We start from the raw sequence: 20,591 nt of genomic DNA on the forward strand, positions 1-20,591 counted from the left end.
AAATACCCCCTTGAAAAAAATTTCATATAATATTATATTACTACATTAAATTTTCTTTGTCAATATAAATATATGATATAATTATATATATAAATTATGTGGAGGTGGATTATGAAAAGATTATTTGGAACTGATGGTATTAGAGGTTTGGTAAATGAAGAGTTAACTGTAGATTTAACATATAAAGTGGGAAATGCATTGGGAAGAATGTATGCAGGTAAATATGAAAAATTATTAATTGGAAGAGATACACGAAATTCAGGAGAAATGTTTGAAGCAGCTTTAGCCGCTGGAGCATTATCTGCCGGTTTAAATGTTGAATTTTGTGGTGTTATAACAACACCGGCTTTGGCATATTTAACCAAAAGCGAGAAAAGTCTGGGAGTTATGATTTCAGCGTCACATAATCCTGCAAATTATAATGGAATAAAGGTTCTTGCAGAAGGATTTAAAATATCAGATGAAGATGAAGTGGATATAGAAAATATTATTCTTGAAAAACATCCTGACTATGTTCCATATGGCGAAATAGGGAAGATGACGTCATCGCATTTAAAGGACAAATATACAGGATATATAGTATCTTTATTTGAAATAAATAATTTAAATTATAAAATTGCTGTTGATGTTGGAAATGGTGCAACAGGTGCGGTAATAGATAAGATTTTTGGTGCATTTAATATTGATTATGATTTGTATTTTAATGAACCTGACGGTTTAAATATCAATGAAAAATGTGGTTCTACGCATCCAGAAGTTCTTGCAGGAATAGTAAAAGAAAAAGAATATGATCTTGGAATATTATTTGATGGTGATGGTGACAGATGTTTATTCATTGATAAAAATGGTAAATTAATTGATGGAGATAAATTAATGGCAATAAATGCTTTAAAATTAAAAGAAAAAGGAAGATTATCAGGTAATCTCGTTGTTGCAACAATAATGAGTAATTTAGGTTTAGAAAAGTTTCTTGAAAAACATGATATTTCATTAATGAGAACAGCAGTTGGGGATAAATATGTATTGGAAGAAATGTTGGCTTCAAAGGCGAATCTTGGTGGGGAACAATCGGGACATATTATTTTCCTCGATAAAGCTACAACAGGAGATGGGATAATAACAGCGCTTGAAACTCTGGAAACAATGCTTCATTATAACAAAAATATCGATGAACTTATTAAAGATATTCCAGAATATCCTCAATTATTAAAAAATGTTTCTGTGAAAGATAAGAAAGCTGTTATGAGGAATAAAAACTTAATAGAAGCAATAGAGAAATTTTCAAAACTTGATAATTTCAGACTTGTAGTAAGACCATCTGGAACAGAACATAAAATTAGGATAATGGCTGAAGGTGAAGATAAAAAATTAGTGCATGATGTTGTTAATGAATTATATGCCATGATAGAAGAAATAGAAAAATATTAAAATAAACGTAAGCCCCGATAATTCGGGGCTTACGAATTTAATACCTTTAAAATTGCATCTCTAACCTTATCTGGAGAAAAAGGTTTTACAATATAATATTTTGCACCTTTTTCAATAGCTTCTAAAACTCTTGTTCTATGCCCCAAAGAGGTCACCATAATTACTTTAGCTTTTGGATCAAAAGCTAAAATATTTTGTAGAGCCTTTAAACCGTTTTCTTTAGGCATTGTAATATCCATTGTAACTATATTTGGCCTGAATTGCTTATATTTTTCAACAGCTTCTTCACCATCAGAAGCTTCTATAATTTCAAAGTTTAAAGGTTCTAATATCATTTTTAATTGATTTCTTATAAATGGTGCATCATCTACAATAAGTATTCTCATATATCTTCCTCCGGTATTTCAAAATGGAATATTGTTCCTTTGTCTATTTCACTTTCGACATATACCTTTCCGTTGAGTTTTTCAACCTCTTTTTTTACAACATTTAACCCAATACCTCTTCCAGAGATTTCAGTAACTTCAACCTTTGTAGAAAAACCTTCATGGAATATTATATCAAAAATTTTCTCTTTGTCATAGGGGATATTTTTTCGATTGGCAACAGCAATTAATTGGTTTTTGTCAATACCGCTTCCATCATCTTCAATATCAATTTTCAATAGTCCGTCTTCTTTAAAAATACGTATTGTAATATTTCCATATTCAGTTTTCCCTTTTTCAATACGTAATTCGGGTATTTCAATACCATGATCTATAATATTTCTAAAAACATGAACAAGTGATTTTATAAATTCAAAATACTTATCCGGATCGATATATACATCTTCATCCTGTATAATTTGAGGATAGTTTATAACTTTACCTAAGCGAGTTGCTAATTCTTTAGAATATTGCAAATAAGGTTTTAATAAATCATCGATTTTTTTGTATCTTAATTTTCGTATATCCTTTAATATTTTTTTAGCCTTTTCATTTTCAAAGTATTTTAATACTTTATTTTCTAATTCTATAATCTTGCTTTTTGGTATTTTAAGTTTTTCCTCGTCATTTAAAAATTCCTCACCCAGAGCCTCTTTCAAAATATCTAATTCAGAGGATAACTTTTCATAAATGTTGAATTTTTCAAATAATAGTTTTTCAAAGTATTTTTGAGAAAATGTTTTCTTTTCAATAGCCTTTATAATCTCATTTTCGATTAAATGAAGAGTATATGAGATTTGAGTTAGATAAAATTGAGCAAAAACTCCTTTATATGTATGAATGGCTCTGTGTATTTCAAAATTCTTTTCATTTTTTGAATCTTTAGATTCAAAAATCTCAATATAACCATGTGATATAAAATATTTGAAATCCTTTAAGTTATACATAAAAGCATCGTAATTTTGAATAACAGTTATAATTTTATTTAAATTTTCTCGTTCTGTTTGAATTGCCTGTTCAAGTGCTTTTTCGTTTGTAATATCTTTTAATACAAGCATTATCTTTTTCTTATCATCAAAATCTATTTCTTTAAATCTTAGATTATAATACTTTTCTTTAAATAATATTTCTTCAGGAAGAAATGAAAAATAAACTTCTTTTCTTAAAGAATCATTTTCAGCAAAAATATCTTCAAAAATACGTTTTACAAAATCCTTATCTTCAGAAAACAATAAATCCAGAATATTTTTCTTTCCTATATCTCCATCAAAAATCTTAAGGCACTCTTTACTATATGTATCATCAATTATAAAATTCTCGTCAAAAGCCAGAAATCCTTCACCAGAATTATCAAGTAACATCTTAATCTCTTTTGTGCGTTTTGATACTTCTTTGTCAAGTTCTTCGTTCCATATTTCAAGAATTTTGTTTTTTACAGAAAGTTCAAGGTTTAAATCCTTTATATTTTTCAAGGACATAATAATCATTGAATTTATTAATATAAAAATGGACCACTGTATTAAAGGCCTTTCCCATTTTATTATTCTAAAATCCCCTAAAATTTCATAAATGGTAAAAATAGAAACAGTAACAATTGAAAAAGAAAAAATATAAGCTTTTCTATCTTTAAATCTGGAAATTCCAATATACATATAGTACATCATCAGCATTATATCAATAATCATCAATAAATATAGCAATAATACATATTTTACATAATAATTTGGTTCTATTCCTGTAAAAATCTGAATTAATGTAATTCCTGCAAAAATAATAAGATGAGCCTTTATGAGAATTCGAATATATTTTTTTGATGAATAGTCAAATATATTATAAAAAAATCCCAGAATGCCAATTGGAGATAAATACTTTCCAATATCCATTAAATATGCCCAGAAAACAGGATTATCATAAAAGTATTTAAAGGTTTGATTTTGTCCCATAATAAATGTTGAAAGAGAAATAGAAAAGATTCCAAGATATAAAAATAATTTTCCTTCATTTAAGCTTTTATTCATTGTCCAGAAATAAATGGCAAAAATAAAAGCCAAAAATCCAATAAAGATATTAAATGCTATTAAAATCAATCTATCCGATTCATAAACTATTTGATGAGTTAATAATTCTTTTTCGTTGCCAAGTAAAAATTCTCCGAAAAAACCAACATCCCTTTTTTTAGAAGTTATCTTTAAAAGAAGATATTTGTTCTGGAAGTTATCAGGGATTTTAAAAATGCTTTTAGGGCTAAAATAACTTTCTTCAGAAATATTGCTATATATTACCTTATCACCAATATAAAGGGTAAAAAAATTCAGGATTCCGCGTATATAAATAGCAGGTTCCTCGAAGGTCACATCTGGAAGCTTATAACGAAGCAAAAGTTCTTCGCCCTTATTTTCAATGGGGATACCGGGATTTTCATATTTGTGCCATTCTTTTTCGGATTCCCATTTATATTCCCAGCCATCATATAACTTAATATATGAGAAAGCTGAAGTGAAAAATAATAAAAACAAAAAGAAAAATAAGGAATATTTTTTTAACATATTATCCCCCTAACTACTATATTATATCTGTATATAATATTATACCATAAAATATGGCTATATTAAGAACTTAGTAAAATATAATAAGTCTAAAGTTATAAAGCGAACACTTAATGAAAATGTGATATAATATAAAAAAAGAAATTTTAAAGAGAGGTGATTTTATGAAAAAGAGTATTATCATTGGAATTATGATTTTAATGCTGGTACTATTAGCGTCATGTGTGCAAAATGTAAAAGTAAAAGCCAAACCGGATTTAGGTGTTCCAGTTTCGGCTACAAGTATAGCAGTTAGTGATTTTACAGTTGGTATTGAAGATGGAATAAAATCCGTTCTTCCAGGTGCTGAAATAATTACTGTAGATGGAACAAAGGCAATACGTTATGCAACTGGATTGGTTGTAGATGGAGGAGAATCGTTTAAAGAAATAGATTCTTTCAGTACTTCAATAATACAGGAAATCTCCATTCCTTCTATTGATGATATAGATCCAATAAATATTGAAGTTCCTTCCATGGATTTTGATCCTCAATCAATTACTATGAATCTTCCCGATCTTGGTTCAACTCCTGAATCTACCCAGGCAAATATTGGAGCTATTTCTATTCCAGAAGGTGTATCATTGCCATCAACTACGTTATATGTTCCGGTGGTTTCTAATGAAAGTAGAGAAGCAAATACTACATTAACTTCAGATACATTTTCGAAGCTTTATTTTTCTCAGGGTAATCTGGTATTTCATGCTACAAATAATTCAATTACTACTGATGCAACAATAGAAATTATAGTTGAAAATAGCGATGGAACAAAACTCAGAACAGGATCGGTTCAGGTAGCTGCAAATACAACTGATCAGGAGATAGATATAGACTTAACTGATAAAATGCTTACTTCAAGTATAACTCTTACTCTTAGTGTAACCTATGGTGATGGAAATGACGATGGTACTAAAACTTTAGATGTAACTTTAAATGGTTTTTCTCCAGACACTAAAATCAAAGCAGCAGAAGGTATTGAGTTTGAAACTGGAAAATCAATAACCCAGGAAATTAATCCCGGTTTTGGAAGTACAAAATTTTCCACAGTTACAATAAGCGGTAGCTTTGACGTTGGAATTCAATTCCCTTCAACATGGCAAAATATTTCAACAGAATATGAAGCAACAATAGTATATTCATATTCAAATGATACAAAGGAAATTTTAATTGCGCATAAAGATGTTTCAGAAAATGGACCTCTTAATTTTGATAATGTTTCTATACCATATGATGCAAATGGAGTTTTTAAATTTACAGTAGATTCAACATATACAAATGAATCAGGTCAAAAAGCCAATGTAAATTTTGAAGATTCGCCAACATTTACAATTACTCCAGATATAACAATTAATTCAATAGAAGGCTTTGAGGTTGAAAATACACAAACTATGGATTTGCCAGATGAAATAGAATCTGTTACATTTATGAGTGGAAGTTTTGAATTGAAAATTACTGATACAAAGATTGCTTCTATAGTAGCCTCCTTTGAATACAACAAAGGAGATGGAACAACAGATAAAGTATATTTTAATGTGGAAGACACTGGAGAAGCAACTTTAAATTTAGCAGGTATTACCATGTCTGGAAATTTATCAGTTGATGCAACAGTTTTAATCGATAAAATTTCACTTGATTTTGATTCAGGCAATTCAGACACATTAAATGCAGAGGTAAACTTTTCAGAGCCAAAAATTTCCAGAGTAACAGTAAATAAAGAAATAAAACAGGATATCCCAATTCCAGAGGATATTAAAAGCGTTATTTTTGGTTCTGGTACAATAGAAATAACATTATTAAATGCTAAATTTACAGGTATTAGTGGTAATTTAATATATCAGACTAATAGCACACCTCTTCAACTTACATCAGAAGGATCTGCAACGATAGATATGACAGATCTGGAATTAGGAGCACCAAGTGCCGAAATAAACATTACTTCAATTGCTATTGAGTCAGATGCAGGTATATCTCTTGGAGATAACATTACTGCAAACGTAGAATTAAAAGAACCAAAAATAAAACATGTGGAAATAAAATCATCTGATAGTATGGATATTTCAGAGTCTCAATTTGTAGATTTTGCAGGATTAAAAGAGGTTTTAAATTCCATAACCTTTACGGATCCATCAACAATTTTAATTGAATGGGATAATAAATTACCAGTTGATATTAATTCAAAAATAGCTATTCCTGAATTAAATGTTAACGATCAATTTGTAATTAGTGGTGAATCAAGTAAAGTTATTAATTTTAGTGGAGAAGTAAATCTTGATAACGGATTAAACTTTACCTTTGAAGCATCGCCGCAAAATTACGATGGCGAAGTTCTTACAATAGATATTTCAAATGAAGATGATTATTTGGAAATGGGATCTAAATATACACTTGAAGCAACAGTTTCCCTTGATTATAATCTTAATGCAAGTGTAAAACCAATTAATACAAATATAATTACAGAGGATAATCCTTTGAATTTTGAAATTCCAATTTCTGAAGAGACTACACTCACATTAAATGATATAGAATTAGATGGTTTTTCAGCAAAGATACTTGGAAATATTCCTCAGGATCTGGTTAGTGCAAATAATAAAATAACCTTAACAGCAACATACACAGTTGATAATGTTAAAAAGGTTAAATCAGTTGATGTTGTATTGGATAAAACTAATATAGAAAAAGATATTACTGATTTCTTGCTGGAAGTTTTAAAAGGAAAAGATGTTGTAATGTCAATGAAATCAAATGATATTACTGCAAATATTACATCTCTGAATAATTTTAAATTCTCATTTAAAATTGATATGACAGTACCTTTGAGTTTTACTATTTTAGGAAATGAGCCATTAACACTTTTGGAAATAAAAGGCGAAAATGATGTTTTGGGCAGAGATGAAAATTCTGAAAGCGATGATACTTTAATTAATTCTATATTAGGAGATGATGGATCAATTAAGATACATATAAAATATAATAATACATCAGGTCTTTCACCGGAAGTTATTTTAATAGGAAGAAATAAATTTGATAAACAGCTAATGAAAAAAACATTTACATTAAAGGACGGTTCTCATGAAGATGTTATTGAAATTAAATCGGAAGATATAAAAACTATTATGAATACAATTCCGTATTATCTCGATACGAAAGTTCAAATTAATCCAGGTGATTTACAGAGTTTTCTTGATAATGGAAAAGTAGATATAAAAATATGGTTAGAAGTAAAAACAGATGTAGATATGGACCTTATGGAAGGTGGTGAATAATATGAAGAAATTATATATATTACTTTTGATTTTTATATTTTCCATTTCATTGTTTGCAAATCCCAATATAAATAAACCATGGAATTATAAATTTAATCCAGCTTTATTGGATTTTGGCACGAGAAACTTTATAGATATAGGAGTAAACGCAAATCTTGATTTGGCAAATCCTGTTATTTCCATGGGTGATTTGTTTAAAGAAGAGATAGTTATAGATTTAAATGAAATATATGATAATTTAGATGGAAATCCATTGCCTATAACCCTTGATCTTGATACAGGATTGTATTTAAAGTTGCATTTATGGTCTTTTTCATATGCCAAAGAATATTCAATTGATGGAAATATAGATGTGTCTATTCCAAATGCAATAGTGGAATTTCTTGCAGAGGGAAATGTTGAGGATGGAGAATTTAAGGATTTAGAAGGTAAAGATGGAATATTTAATGTTGATATTATAGCTCAGTCAAGTAATTATTATTCATTTGGTAATAAGAATTATTCATACGGAATAATGTTATCTAAATTTTATCCAGTTATGATTATGAGAAGCAGTATAGATTTTTCGCAGACTGCAGATGCAGATAAGGGAATTATGAAGATAGATTATGCTGTTGTTGGAAATGTAAATAGTTCTTTGCAATCTTTATCTTCACTATTAGGAGATTCTGAAGATTATTATGGCCCAGATTTAAATGAGGATTTAATGGAAACATTTAAGAGTGAAAGCGCAGGATTTAAAATGAGTATAGGATATGTTAATGGTTATAATAGAAAGGCAAAATGGGGAATAGCAATAAATGATATTGTTTTAAAACCAGCTCAGGCAGATTATGCATATACCCTTTCTTCAACATCTTCTATAACAATAGAAAATATGAATATAGAAACAGAAGAAGGAAGTACAATGCTTAAAGAGGATGAAGATGCATTGGTTATGGAATATCCAAATTCACCAGAAGATATGCCTATGAGCATTAGTTATTTCTTTACAACGCATATGTTATTTGATTTTACACCACATTTTCAGTATTATATGGGAAAAGGACTTGATTATGGAGTTTCAATTGATGGAAATCTCTGGATAATTCCATTCTGGATGGATATAAGCAAGAATCAGAATGTATGGTCGTTAAATACAGGATTTGGGCTAAATATTCATCTTGCAGATGTTAATTTTACAATAGGATCAGCTTCAGATACTTTTGGTGGAATGTGGAAGTTTGAAGGGTTTACAGTTAAAGTTAATGTAGCAGCTGGAATTTAATGGGTTTAATTAAAAAGAAGAGATAGCTTTTTAGCTATCTCTTCTTTTTAATTTATAAGCTTTTATTGTATTTTCTAAGAGTATTAAGGAGGTTATTTCGCCAACACCACCAGGCACTTCGGTAACGTAAATATAATCATATAAGTTTTTATCAACATCTCCAACGATCTCATCATTAACAACATTTATTCCAACATCTATTACAACGCTTTTTTCGTTTACCAGGTCTTTTGTTATAAATGCCGGTTTTCCCACTGCGGAAACTATGATATCAGATTTTTTTGTGTATTCTTCAATATTTTTTGTATGACTATGGCATATAGAAACAGTGGCGTTGTTTTCATGACCAGACAACATAATGGAAACTGGTGTTCCAACTATTACACTACGTCCTATTACTGTGATTTTTTTACCATCAGGATTGGTAAAATGATTTATTATCCTTACAACAGAGTCAGCGGTACATGGTTTGAAATAAGCATTGCCATATATTAAATTACCAAGATTATATGGGTGTATTCCTTCCACATCTTTTTGAGGATTGAGATATTCTATAATTTCCTTAATATCAAATGGTAAAGGTTGCGCAATAAATATACCATCAATATTATTATCCTGAGAAAGATTTTTTAAAGATTTAATCATTTCCTCTTTATTTTTTGTTTCAATTGATATGTAATTAATACGGAATTTTTTTGATAGACGTTTTTGTGATTTTAAATAAGCTTTTGTTGCAGGATCTGGATTACATGAAATACTTGCCAGAGTTACTTCATGATTTTTTGTAAATTCAGATATTTTATTTCTTATGGATTCAGCAAGAGGTTCAATATCTATTATCATAATTAATCACCTCTTTTATTAGAATAATCCTGTTATGTTTCCATCTGCGTCAACATCAAGATTTACTGCATTTGAGACTTTTGGTAATCCGGGCATTCTCATAATTTCTCCAGCAAGTGCAACGATAAATCCTGCTCCAGCTGAGAGTTCAAAATCACGGATTGTAAAGTTGTAATTTGAAGGAGCTCCGAGTTTTTTAGGGTCATCTGAAATTGAATATTGTGTTTTTGCGACTATAACAGGTAAATGATCATATCCATATTTTTTGAAGAATTTAATTTTATTTCTTGCTGCCATTTCATAATCTACATGTGAAGCTCTGTATATTTCTTTTGCAAGTTTCATGATTTTTACTTCAAGTGGGTCATGCCAGTTATATATAGGTTTTAATTCGCTTTCTTTTTCTGACTCTTCTAAAACTTTTTTTGCTAAATCAAGGGCACCTTCAGAACCTTTTGCAAATGCTTCATTTAATGCGATTTTCACTCCAAGATTTTCTACGAATTTTATAACAAATTCCAGTTCTTTATCAGTATCTGTGCTGAATCTGTTTAATGCAACAACAACAGGAATACCAAATTTTCTTAAGTTTTCTATATGAACTCTTAGATTTTCTATTCCGTTTCTTAATGCTTCCATATTTTCCTGTTCGAAATCCTTTGTTCCTCCGTTGTATTTTAATGCTCTTACTGTAGCAACTAAAACAATAACGTCTGGTTTAAATCCTGCGGTTGGAGATACAAAGTCAAGGAATTTTTCTGCACCTAAATCTGCTCCAAAACCACTTTCTGTAACAACGTAATCAGTTAATTTTAAAGCCATTTTTGTTGCTATTAATGAATTGGTTCCGTGTGCAATATTTGCAAATGGACCTCCATGAATAAATGCAGGCGTATTTTCAATTGTTTGAACAAGGTTTGGATCTATAGCATTTTTTAATACCGCAGCCAAAGCACCTTCAATTTTTAAATCGCCAATTGTTACAGGTTTTCCTTTTCTTGTTCTTGCAACTACAATATTTTGAAGTCTTCTTTTTAAATCTGGTATATCTTCAGCAAGACATAATACAGCCATTATTTCTGATGCTGCAGTGATTATAAATCCGTCTTCTCTTGGATTTCCGTTTGCATGGCCGCCAAGGGCTATAACTATTTGCCTTAAAGCTCTATCGTTCATGTCCATTGCTCTTTTCCAGAATACTCTTGTTTCATCTATATCGAGATCGTTTCCATATTTTATATGAGCGTCAATTACAGCAGAAACAAGATTATGAGCAGTTGTTACTGCATGGATGTCTCCTGTAAAATGTAAATTTATATCTTCCATAGGTAATACCTGAGAATATCCTCCACCTGCTGCACCGCCTTTTACTCCCATTACAGGCCCTAATGAAGGTTCTCTTAAGGTTACTATTGACTTTTTTCCTAATTTGTTTATAGCCATTGATAATCCAATACTTGTTGTGGTTTTCCCTTCACCGGCAGGTGTTGGGTTAATTGCTGTAACAAGTATTAATTTTCCATCTTTTTTGTCTTTTAATTCCCTTAAGTAGTGATGAGAAATTTTTGCAATATAATTTCCACATTGATGAACATAATCCTCTTTAATATTGATGTCTTTAGCAATTTCAGTTATTTTTTTTAATTTTGCTTTTCTTGCGATTTCAATATCACTTAACATATTCCCGCCTCCTTCTGTTAGTTTGTGAATTTTTCACATTCTAATATTATTATACCATAATTTTTTAAAAAAGATAATTTTTATCGGTTTTTTATTTAAAAAAAAGAATGAAGTGGAAATCCACTTCATTCGATTTTTTTAGCCATATTAACAAGTTCATCAATGTTATTTTTTATTTCTTCGAGTGCTTCAAATGTTTGTTTTATTCCATCAAGAACACCTTTTATTAATGTTTTTGTTGAATTTGAGAAAGAAGATAATGTATCGATGTTGTTTACAAAGCTTTCGACAACCTGATCAATAGAATCTAAGGAATTTTCAACGTTTGATAATTCTTTTAATGTTTTTTCTGAAAGCAATACGCTTGAGGTTATGCTGCTCTCAATGTTTTTTAAAACTTTTTCTGATTCTCTTGATGTTTTTTTAGCGTCATATGCAAGTTCGTTTATCATATCAGCGATTCTCGAAATACCCTCTCTGTCTATTTCTTCTTTACTTGTTTCGATTGATGAGTTTATTGAAAGTATTGAAACTGTTTCTGATATATCTTTGATTTTATAGTTTAAATCTGAAAGATTATTTATGAAATCTGCTATTTTCATTGTCATTTGAGTCATGTCCTGAATATTCAGGAAGAATGATTTTACATTGTTCAAAATAGAATTTAATTCGCTTCTTCCTTCTTCTATTGCAGATGCAAAGTTTTGAATTAATTCGTCAAGTTCATTTATATTTTTTTGCGTGTTTTTAGTAACAGATTCCATTTCAGCTGCAGCTGCACTGTTTTCAGCTATAAATGAAGCAACATTTGCAGAGAATTCTTCTATACTCTTTACCTGTTTTTTTATTGCCAGTGTTAGCCATTTTCCAAGATAATATGAAATAATAAAGAATATTACCATGAAGATTATAAATATGTTTAGTATATAATATCTGGTTTTTATTAAGTCAGCAAATAATTCGCCATATGTTATTGCATGGGCAAGATAATATGTTTTTCCTTCTGAGGTGATTTTTACAAAGGATACATATCTTTTTTCACCTTCAAAGATATATTCATATGTTCCTGCATCATTTTCTCTCATATATTTCCATAAATCATCAAGTTTTGCGTCTTTGACAATATGAATTCCTACTTTTGTCGGGTCGGTATGTAGTATTGCATATCCTTTTTCATCTATTACATAATAATATCCGGAGTTTTCTTTTGTGAATTCTTCTATAAAATAATCTTCTGTAATTTTTGAAATGTCTTTTATTGAATATCTTTCAATTTTCAATGAATACAAAAACGAATCCAGAATTTCTGTTCTTAAGTTGTTTGAGAATAAATCCCAGCTAATTATGAAAAAAGCAACAAAGAATATGGCGAAAATCCCTAAAATGGCTAAAGAATACTTTAGTTCAAGTTTCATATTTATTCCTCCTCAATAATTATTCTGTTTTTACCCTTTTTCTTGGCTCTGTATAATAATTTATCGGCAGTATTGATAAATATTGTTGCACTTTTATTTTGATAGTTACAGGCAACACCTGCACTAAATGTAACAGGAAGATTTATACCTAAATCTTTCCAATTATAATTTCTTACAGATTCTAATATACGTTCCAGAGCTTTTTTGGCTTCGATGCAGGAGGTTCCCGGCATTAGTATTAAAAATTCTTCTCCGCCAAATCTACCGGCAAAATCATTTTCCCTCATTTCTGAATTTATTATTGTTGCAATATTTTTGAGAACTTTATCTCCTGTTACATGCCCATAAGTGTCATTTATTTTTTTGAAATCATCAATGTCGATCATTGCTATTGATAGTGGATAATTCTTTCTTCTAAATGTAATGAGAAATTCTTTTAATTTGTCAAGTATGTTCTTTTTGTTGAGTAATCCTGTTAAACCATCATTTTCAGCTGCTGTTTTGTAATCATAGAAATTGTTTAATGTTTTGAATAATATACCAAGCGTTTCTGATATCATATTCATAACATATACCATATTATGTTCATTTTTTACATTTTCAAAGAGAATTAATCCCTGTTCTATTTTGTTGTATTCAATGTTAAAAACTGAATAATTGTCAGGCACTTTTGAAACGGCATCATCATACATTCCTTTTATTATCCATTCAGATGGTGTGGTAGGTTTTTTAAAATTCGAAAATAGAAAATCTTTTAAAACACTGCATGAGTAGTTTTTATCTTTTGAAAAGGAATACATTCTTCCAAAACTTGTAGAAATTAGCATAAAAAAGGCATTTTCAAAATTAAAAAATTCTTCAAGAATTAAATAAATCTCTCTCATTATATGTTCTTCATCGTCCATTTTTTCTACTAAATTTAATATCGATGATTTTATTACTTCCATTTTTAAGGATTCTTCAAGAATATCAACTAACTCTCTAAACGGTTCCATTCTAAATTTATGAAATTCTCTTGTCCACTCAATTGAATAATTCCCATCTTCAATGAACTCTTTGATTTTATTCATAAGTTCTTCTGGGTCAGCGTCTTTTCTTAAGAACATGTTTGCGCCGCTTTTTTTTGCCCAAAATTCATTAATTGATTCATTTGCTCCTGTTAGAATTATAATTCCAACATTGGAAAATGCAGCATAGCTTCTTATAAATCTACAAAGATGAACTCCGTTCATTTGCGGCATTACATAATCCGAAATTATAATATCAGGAAGAAAATCAAAAAATTTATTAATTCCTTCAAGTCCATTTTCAGCTACTTCAACATCATACCCATATTGTTCCAGACTTTTTTTTAAGAAAATACGCCATGAAATACTATCGTCAAGAACCAGTACTTTTTTCATACAATCAACCCCTGTTTATTTTTAAAATAAGATTTTTAATACCCTCTATATCTAATTTGTTGTATCTTTTGAGACTTCTCATTGCGGCATTTGTCATATATGGAAATTTCGCACGCTTTTGAATATATATATTTGCATTTTTCTTTTCCAATACTTTTAAGCCATTTGTTCCATCCTGCCCCAATCCACCAAGGAGTATAAAATAAAAGTCATCATTTACAAAGCTTTCGCAACTCTTGAATAGATGGTTTATTGAAGGTGCAATGATATCCTGTGAATCAACTGCGGAAATTGTATTTTCATTTACAAAAATAATGTCTTTCCCGCCTTCTGGAATGTATATTCCAGCATTTAAGGAGGTTATGTTATTTATAATATATACTTTTTGTTTGGTGAAATCTTCAATAAAGTCCTTAAAGTTTTCCACCTGACTTGAAAGATTATGCATTGCAAGTACAACAGGTATTTTTAATTCTTCTTTTATATCAAATATCTTTTTTAATGTATTTGGTCCGCCTGCAGATGCACCTATTACAATTTTTTTTATAATTTACACCTCCAGAAATTTTTTTAATAATATTACGATTTTTTCTGGATCATCGCTTTTTGATAGATATGCATTTATTCCTAAATCAAGACCTTTTTTGATATCTTCTGGTGAGTCTTTTGTACTTAACATAATAATTGGTAAATCTTTATTTCTATTTCTCAATATTCTGGCAACTTCATAACCTGAAATTCCAGGAAGTTCAACATCTAATATTGCGGCATCATATCCTTTTTTCTCTATTGCTTCTTCCCCTGATTTTGCTTCAATTACTCTGAATCCAGCGTTTCTTATTAGTTTTGAAATAACAAATCTGGTTAATGTGGAGTCGTCTAAAACAAGAATAGTTTTTTCTTTGTTTGAAATGCGTTTTTTATTGATGTTTACTTCTTCAATTGAAATTATTGGAACGGGATAAGAAAATATATTTTTGGCAAACCCAACAATGTAATCTTTTTCATATGGTAGTACAAATGTTTCAAAATAACCTATTATTTCATCTACAGCAATAGCTTTATTTCTTCCGGCGATTATAAATTTAAAATCACCTTCTTTAAAGTCTATTAAATCCATAATTTTTCCTTTGTAATTTATTTTTTCGTCATTAATAATTTCGGCATCTTTAAGGACTTCCTGGATTTCATTTGAAAAAATTGCAAAGATTTCATGTTGCCTTTTTACAATTAAAACTTTTTTTGAAGTTAATTCTGTTTTAAATGAAACTATAAATGTTGTTCCTTTTTGAGGAGTGCTTTTTACCTTTATAAATCCTTCTCTTGATTCTACAAAAGCTTTTACAGAATCAAGACCAACACCTCTTCCAGAAGACAAATCAGCAGTTTCTTTTGTTGAAAATCCAGATTCAAAAATTATTTCGTATGGATCTTCATAAGTAATTCCTTTTTCTTTTGCTTTTTCTTTGACTTTTTCTATATCTATACCTTTACCATCATCTGTGACCTCTATATATAAAAATTCGCCTTTTGAATAGCTTTTTATGGTTATTTTTCCGTATTCTTTTTTATTATTTTTAATTCTTTCCTCGGGTAATTCAATGCCATGTGCAATTGCGTTTTTTACAAGATGTACAAGAATATTTCTTAAAAATTTTGCGTCTTTTTTTCCTATTTTTTCATCTTCCACAAAAAGTTCTAAACGGACTTTCTTTTTATTAAAAACTGCTTCCTGATAAACAAGATTTTCAAAATCTTCAAGTACTTTGTTTAAAGAAATGAACTTCGAATCTTCTATAATTTTTTGTATGGATTTTCTAAGTTGTTTTAAATTTTTTAAAGCGCTATTTTTATTTCCCTGAATTAATAGATTTTCTGCTTTAAGTATTTCTTCGAAGATTTTTTCAAAGTAATCTATGTGAACTGAGTCAATGGAAACTCTTCCAGATGAACTATCAATATCTTCTTTACCCTCAAGAATTGAAGAAAAATATTTAACTTCATCTGGAGTTAAATCCTTTTTTTTATTTACAATCTCAGCTGAAATCTTCATTATCCTGGCAACAAAATCTTCTTCCAATTCATTGTCTAAACGTTTTTTAAATTCACTTTCGAGAACATGCATAAAGCTCTGTATATTATTTAATCCCACCAGCCCAGCAGAACCTTTTAGTGTATGAAAGATTCTATGTAAATCCTTTATTATAATGGGATCATGAGTTTCAAGATATTTTTTCAATAATTCAATAGCTTCGTTTAATCGTTCTTCCATTTCATCAAAATATATCTGAGAAAAATCCATTTCCATTTATATCACTCCAGAATTTCATATATATTTTTGCCAACTTTTAAGTACTTTTTATTCTTTTCATCTGATATAACTTCACCATTTGTTGTCTGGATATTTTTACATAAAAGGCTAAAACCTTTTTTTATAACGAGCCATTTAAATTCTTCGTCAGTTTTCAATACAGGGAAAATTTCATTTTTATATTCAACAAATCCGTCAAATTCTTTAAATGAAAAAGGGGCAAATTTTTCAATACCGGAAATATTAAGTATTTTGTATCTTTCAACAGCATATTTGCCATCTATAATAAAGAAATCCTGTAATAATTTTTGATGTGTCCCTCTTTTAATTTTTCTGTTTTTTACTATTACGTCTGGCATATCCTGTTTTAATGCATTTTCAATATTAAATACAAGTATATCTTCCCCTTCGTCTTCAAAATATCCGGAATATATTTTCATTTCAGGGAATAATTCAAGCATTTTTTCAGAAATAATGTGCACTTTGTCGATTTTTGTTTTTTTTATTATTGAGGTTACGCCAAAAGCCATTTTTTCATATATTAGAAAGATTTTTAAAACGAGCTTTTCTTCCAGCGGAAGGGTTACAACAGGGTATAAATTCCCGTTAAATTCTGAAAAACCTATAAACTGTTTTCCTGTATCCTCAGGGATAAAAGATGTTGAAATCCCTATGATATTATTTTCGATAGCTATTTTTCGTGTTCTGTTTTCAATATCCTTTATTTCACATATATAATATTCCATCTATAACACCTCAACTATTTTTTAAATGCCATAATTCTGGATCGTCAGGATTTAAATATATAGCTTTTGATATTGAATCTTTAAAATTTTTTCCAAGCCTTAATTCTACAAAACCTTTGTATTTCCATAAAAGATAATTTAAAGGATATTTTTCAATAGCATGTGAGATTCTTTCATAGGCCATAATGAAATTTTCTTTATTAAGCATTTCTTCAATTATTTCAAGCTCTTCTTCTAAAGTAACATGAGTATATGTTTTTAATATTTTGTCTTTTAAAATGTTTTTTTCAATATTATTTTTTGAAGGTTGTAAATTCTTTTTTTCCGGATATTTTAAGTTGATTTTATTTTTAAATAGCGAAGTTTTAGTATTCTTTTTTAATATTTTATTTTTTGAATTTTTCCACAGAACAATATCATCATAAAATTCCGGTTCAAATAATTCCAACAATTCTGGATAAAATTCCCCTTTACCCAGAATTAAATAACCATCTTTTTTTAATAGTAACTTTAAATCATTTAAAATTTTGCTAATTTGATATTCTTCAAAATATATTAAAACTCGACGAATAAATATAATGTCATATGTTTTCGAATTATCCTTTGCTTCCAATATTATATTTCTTTGCATAAAGGATATATCCCTTTTATAATTATTTTTTACATAAAAAAAGTTATCTTTTTTTTCAAAATATTTTTCAATTAAATCCTTTTTAAGAAATCTAACACTCCAGAATTTGTATTCCCCTTTTATTGCCTGTTGGATGCGTTCATAAGATAAATCAACACCTTTTATGGAATAATTTATTCCAGAATCATTTAATATAAAAGACATTGTATAAACCTCTTCTCCCCTTGAACAACCAAGGCTTAAAATATCCCAATTATTTTTTGTCTGGATTTTTCTTTTTAATATATTCCATAGATTTTCATCTCTGAAAAAATAGGATTCTCCAATGGTATAATTTTCAAGAATTATATTTTCCAGTATTTCTTCGTCCAATTCTCCTAAATATTGAATAATTTTTTTTACATTTTGAAATTTTTTTTCATCAAAACTTAAGCTATATTTATTTATTATATGTTTTAATTTAGTATCAATCATATTATCCCCCTCTAAAAATTCATCTCCACTTCTATTATACCAAGAATATTAAAAATAATAAATTATTTTTGCAAATAGATAAAAAAGAAAATATTTTCTATTTTTGGAACAGATTTAAATTTTTTGTTTCCATGCCGTAATTTTTTTTGCGGGGGATTTTGTTATAATTTACACTGAATTAATATATCAATGATATATTAATATAAAAATCAAAGGGGCTCAAGAATGAAGTTTGGAGATATCTTGCATAGTTATATTAAAAAATCTATTATCCAGAATGTTGTATTTTTCGCAATTATTATATTAATCTGGACTTTTTCGTTTTATATGTCATATAGCAATCTTTCTAATTACTCGCAGAATAATTATGACGCTTTTTCAGATGTTATGAATCATTATTTTTATCATTTAAAGTATATTAGTATTATTGATGATGAAAAGTTGCTTAAAGACATTAACATTAAAAGATTTTATGCTGTTGAACAAACAGGAAAGGTTAGAAAAACGCTACCAGATGAATTGTTTGAAGATAAATATATTAATCAGATACTTCTTTTTAAACTGCAAAATATGAAGAATATGGATACATTAATTTTAAAAACTGAGCTATTTTCAAATGAACCTGAGAAAATATATATTGTAAGTAAATATAATTCCTTATATTTAATAGGTGAATTAAATGCTTTAAATTTACTGCATAATTCAACATACTATTTTTCGATAATTGATGAATCAGGAGAATTGATTTTATCTGATTTGAATATTAATAAATTTAATTTTATTACAACTGATAACTTCAGGATATATCTTAACTTAAAGAAGAAATGGAAAAATATAACTCTTGTGACCTCTATTGATATTACAAAATATGTTATATACAATATTTTTATTTCGATAATTATATTATTATTGATTTATGTGAATCTGTGGTTCAAAAAAAGAAATTTAAGTCTTATGGAAACCTTTGAACAGGAATTTAATAAAATAATAAAGAGCATGGAAAGTTTCTTAAAAGAATTAAGAATTATGGATAGACAGAGTTTTATGATTTTGTCTGAAAATGATTTTGTGAATATTCTGGAACCAATAAAAAAAGAAAAATTCCATTTTACTGAATTAGAAGAATTAAAAGAAGTTGAATTTTTAGCTATAAAAGAAATGATAGAATTATTTGATGAAATTAGTGCATCAACAGAAGAATTAGAAGCTACAAATAAAGAACTTGAAGATTTATATAATCAGGTGGAAGATGCATATAATGATCTTGGGGTTTCTTATAGAAAATTTTCTTCGCATCTTTCTGCAATAGCTGAAAAATATGATGAAATAACAGGTTTTCATATTGATAGGGTTGCAAAATATTCGCGGTTAATAGCAGAAAAAATGGGTTTTGATGCGAAATTTGTAAATGATATTGAAACATACGCACCTTTACACGATATTGGTAAATTGATGATAAATCATGATATATTGAATAAACCTGGAGGGCTGACGGCTGAAGAATACGAGGAAATGAAAAAACATACATTATATGCTGAAGAAATATTTGGAAATGATGAATATTTCCAGATGGCTAAAAATATAGCATTATATCATCACGAAAAATATGATGGTTCTGGATATCCTTTTGGGTTAAAAGGAGAGGAGATTCCTATTGAAGCTCGTATTGTTGCGCTTGCTGATATTTATGATGCATTGAGAAGCGATAGACCGTATAAAGCTGGATACTCTCATGAAGAAGCTTATAATATTATAGTTAACGGTGATTTTAAAACCAAACCTTCTATATTTGATCCAGAGGTATTAGAAGTGTTTAAAAAGTATCATGAAGAATTTAATAAAATTTTTGAAGAATATCAGGAAAAATATGAAGTTAAAAAGGAAAAAAATAATGATATAAAAGATCATGGCGAAACAGAAAATGGTAAGGTATGAAAAGTAAATAGGTGAACAAGGATTCTTCCTGTATAATCCCGGGAATATGGCTCGGGAGTCTCTACCAGACAGCCGTAAACTGTCTGACTACAGGAAGAGAGATAATATAATTGTAATAAAGCATCTCTCTTCCTGGGGGATGCTTTTGTTTTTTATGATTAAAATATTAAATTTTATTTAATTTA

At 28.6% G+C, this 20,591-nt stretch carries 14 protein-coding genes and 1 riboswitch; of the genes, 4 read left to right on the forward strand and 10 right to left on the reverse strand.

Features of this window, described 5'->3' with window-relative positions:
• The first annotated feature begins 111 nt into the window (after positions 1 to 111).
• Complete coding sequence (gene glmM / locus LN42_RS10335) at positions 112 to 1,428, forward strand: phosphoglucosamine mutase (protein ID WP_014297461.1); 1,317 nt, start codon at positions 112 to 114, stop codon at positions 1,426 to 1,428.
• 29 nt (positions 1,429 to 1,457) lie between these two features.
• On the opposite strand, the gene LN42_RS10340 is transcribed toward glmM, so the two are convergent.
• Together LN42_RS10340 and LN42_RS10345 are read right to left on the reverse strand one after the other, a co-directional pair.
• Complete coding sequence (locus tag LN42_RS10340) at positions 1,458 to 1,814, reverse strand: response regulator (RefSeq protein WP_014297462.1); 357 nt, start codon at positions 1,812 to 1,814, stop codon at positions 1,458 to 1,460.
• Positions 1,811 to 4,399, reverse strand: coding sequence for an ATP-binding protein (locus LN42_RS10345; RefSeq protein WP_014297463.1), 2,589 nt, complete (start codon positions 4,397 to 4,399; stop codon positions 1,811 to 1,813). Before LN42_RS10345 ends, LN42_RS10340 begins: the two co-directional genes overlap by 4 nt.
• A 164-nt stretch (positions 4,400 to 4,563) precedes the next feature.
• Between LN42_RS10345 and LN42_RS10350 the strand changes: the two genes are divergently transcribed.
• The gene (locus LN42_RS10350; RefSeq protein ID WP_014297464.1) at positions 4,564 to 7,701 is read left to right on the forward strand and encodes a hypothetical protein; all 3,138 of its coding nucleotides are present in this window, start codon (positions 4,564 to 4,566) and stop codon (positions 7,699 to 7,701) included.
• Position 7,702: 1 nt separating this feature from the next.
• A complete protein-coding gene (locus LN42_RS10355; RefSeq protein WP_014297465.1) occupies positions 7,703 to 8,968 on the forward strand; it encodes a hypothetical protein in 1,266 nt (421 codons plus the stop codon).
• Between the two features lie 30 nt (positions 8,969 to 8,998).
• On the opposite strand, the gene LN42_RS10360 is transcribed toward LN42_RS10355, so the two are convergent.
• From LN42_RS10360 to LN42_RS10395, 8 genes are all read right to left on the reverse strand, one after another.
• Positions 8,999 to 9,811, reverse strand: a complete 813-nt coding sequence (locus tag LN42_RS10360; protein WP_014297466.1) for a bifunctional 5,10-methylenetetrahydrofolate dehydrogenase/5,10-methenyltetrahydrofolate cyclohydrolase — start codon at positions 9,809 to 9,811, stop codon at positions 8,999 to 9,001.
• 18 nt (positions 9,812 to 9,829) lie between these two features.
• Complete coding sequence (locus LN42_RS10365; protein WP_014297467.1) at positions 9,830 to 11,491, reverse strand: formate--tetrahydrofolate ligase; 1,662 nt, start codon at positions 11,489 to 11,491, stop codon at positions 9,830 to 9,832.
• A gap of 125 nt (positions 11,492 to 11,616) precedes the next feature.
• A complete protein-coding gene (locus tag LN42_RS10370) occupies positions 11,617 to 12,906 on the reverse strand; it encodes a methyl-accepting chemotaxis protein (RefSeq protein WP_014297468.1) in 1,290 nt (429 codons plus the stop codon).
• Between the two features lie 2 nt (positions 12,907 to 12,908).
• Positions 12,909 to 14,309 (reverse strand): diguanylate cyclase, encoded by a 1,401-nt coding sequence (locus LN42_RS10375; protein ID WP_014297469.1) that lies wholly within the window; start codon positions 14,307 to 14,309, stop codon positions 12,909 to 12,911.
• A 4-nt stretch (positions 14,310 to 14,313) separates the two neighbouring features.
• Positions 14,314 to 14,859 (reverse strand): chemotaxis protein CheB, encoded by a 546-nt coding sequence (locus LN42_RS10380; RefSeq protein WP_014297470.1) that lies wholly within the window; start codon positions 14,857 to 14,859, stop codon positions 14,314 to 14,316.
• A complete protein-coding gene (locus tag LN42_RS10385; protein ID WP_014297471.1) occupies positions 14,860 to 16,617 on the reverse strand; it encodes a response regulator in 1,758 nt (585 codons plus the stop codon).
• 5 nt (positions 16,618 to 16,622) lie between these two features.
• Positions 16,623 to 17,366 carry a hypothetical protein gene (locus tag LN42_RS10390; RefSeq protein WP_014297472.1) on the reverse strand — a complete coding sequence of 248 codons (744 nt, stop codon included), beginning with the start codon at positions 17,364 to 17,366 and terminating at the stop codon, positions 16,623 to 16,625.
• A gap of 10 nt (positions 17,367 to 17,376) precedes the next feature.
• Positions 17,377 to 18,471, reverse strand: coding sequence for a CheR family methyltransferase (locus tag LN42_RS10395; protein ID WP_014297473.1), 1,095 nt, complete (start codon positions 18,469 to 18,471; stop codon positions 17,377 to 17,379).
• A 225-nt stretch (positions 18,472 to 18,696) separates the two neighbouring features.
• Here LN42_RS10395 and LN42_RS11080 point away from each other — a divergent pair, with 225 nt between their 5' ends.
• Positions 18,697 to 20,406: an HD-GYP domain-containing protein gene (locus LN42_RS11080; RefSeq protein WP_014297474.1), complete on the forward strand. Its 1,710-nt coding sequence runs from the start codon at positions 18,697 to 18,699 to the stop codon at positions 20,404 to 20,406.
• An 8-nt stretch (positions 20,407 to 20,414) separates the two neighbouring features.
• Positions 20,415 to 20,516, forward strand: a riboswitch (purine riboswitch).
• The last annotated feature ends 75 nt before the right edge of the window (positions 20,517 to 20,591 follow it).

Source organism: Marinitoga sp. 1137, from assembly GCF_001941525.1.
In the GTDB taxonomy this organism is placed as follows: Bacteria; Thermotogota; Thermotogae; order Petrotogales; family Petrotogaceae; genus Marinitoga; species Marinitoga piezophila.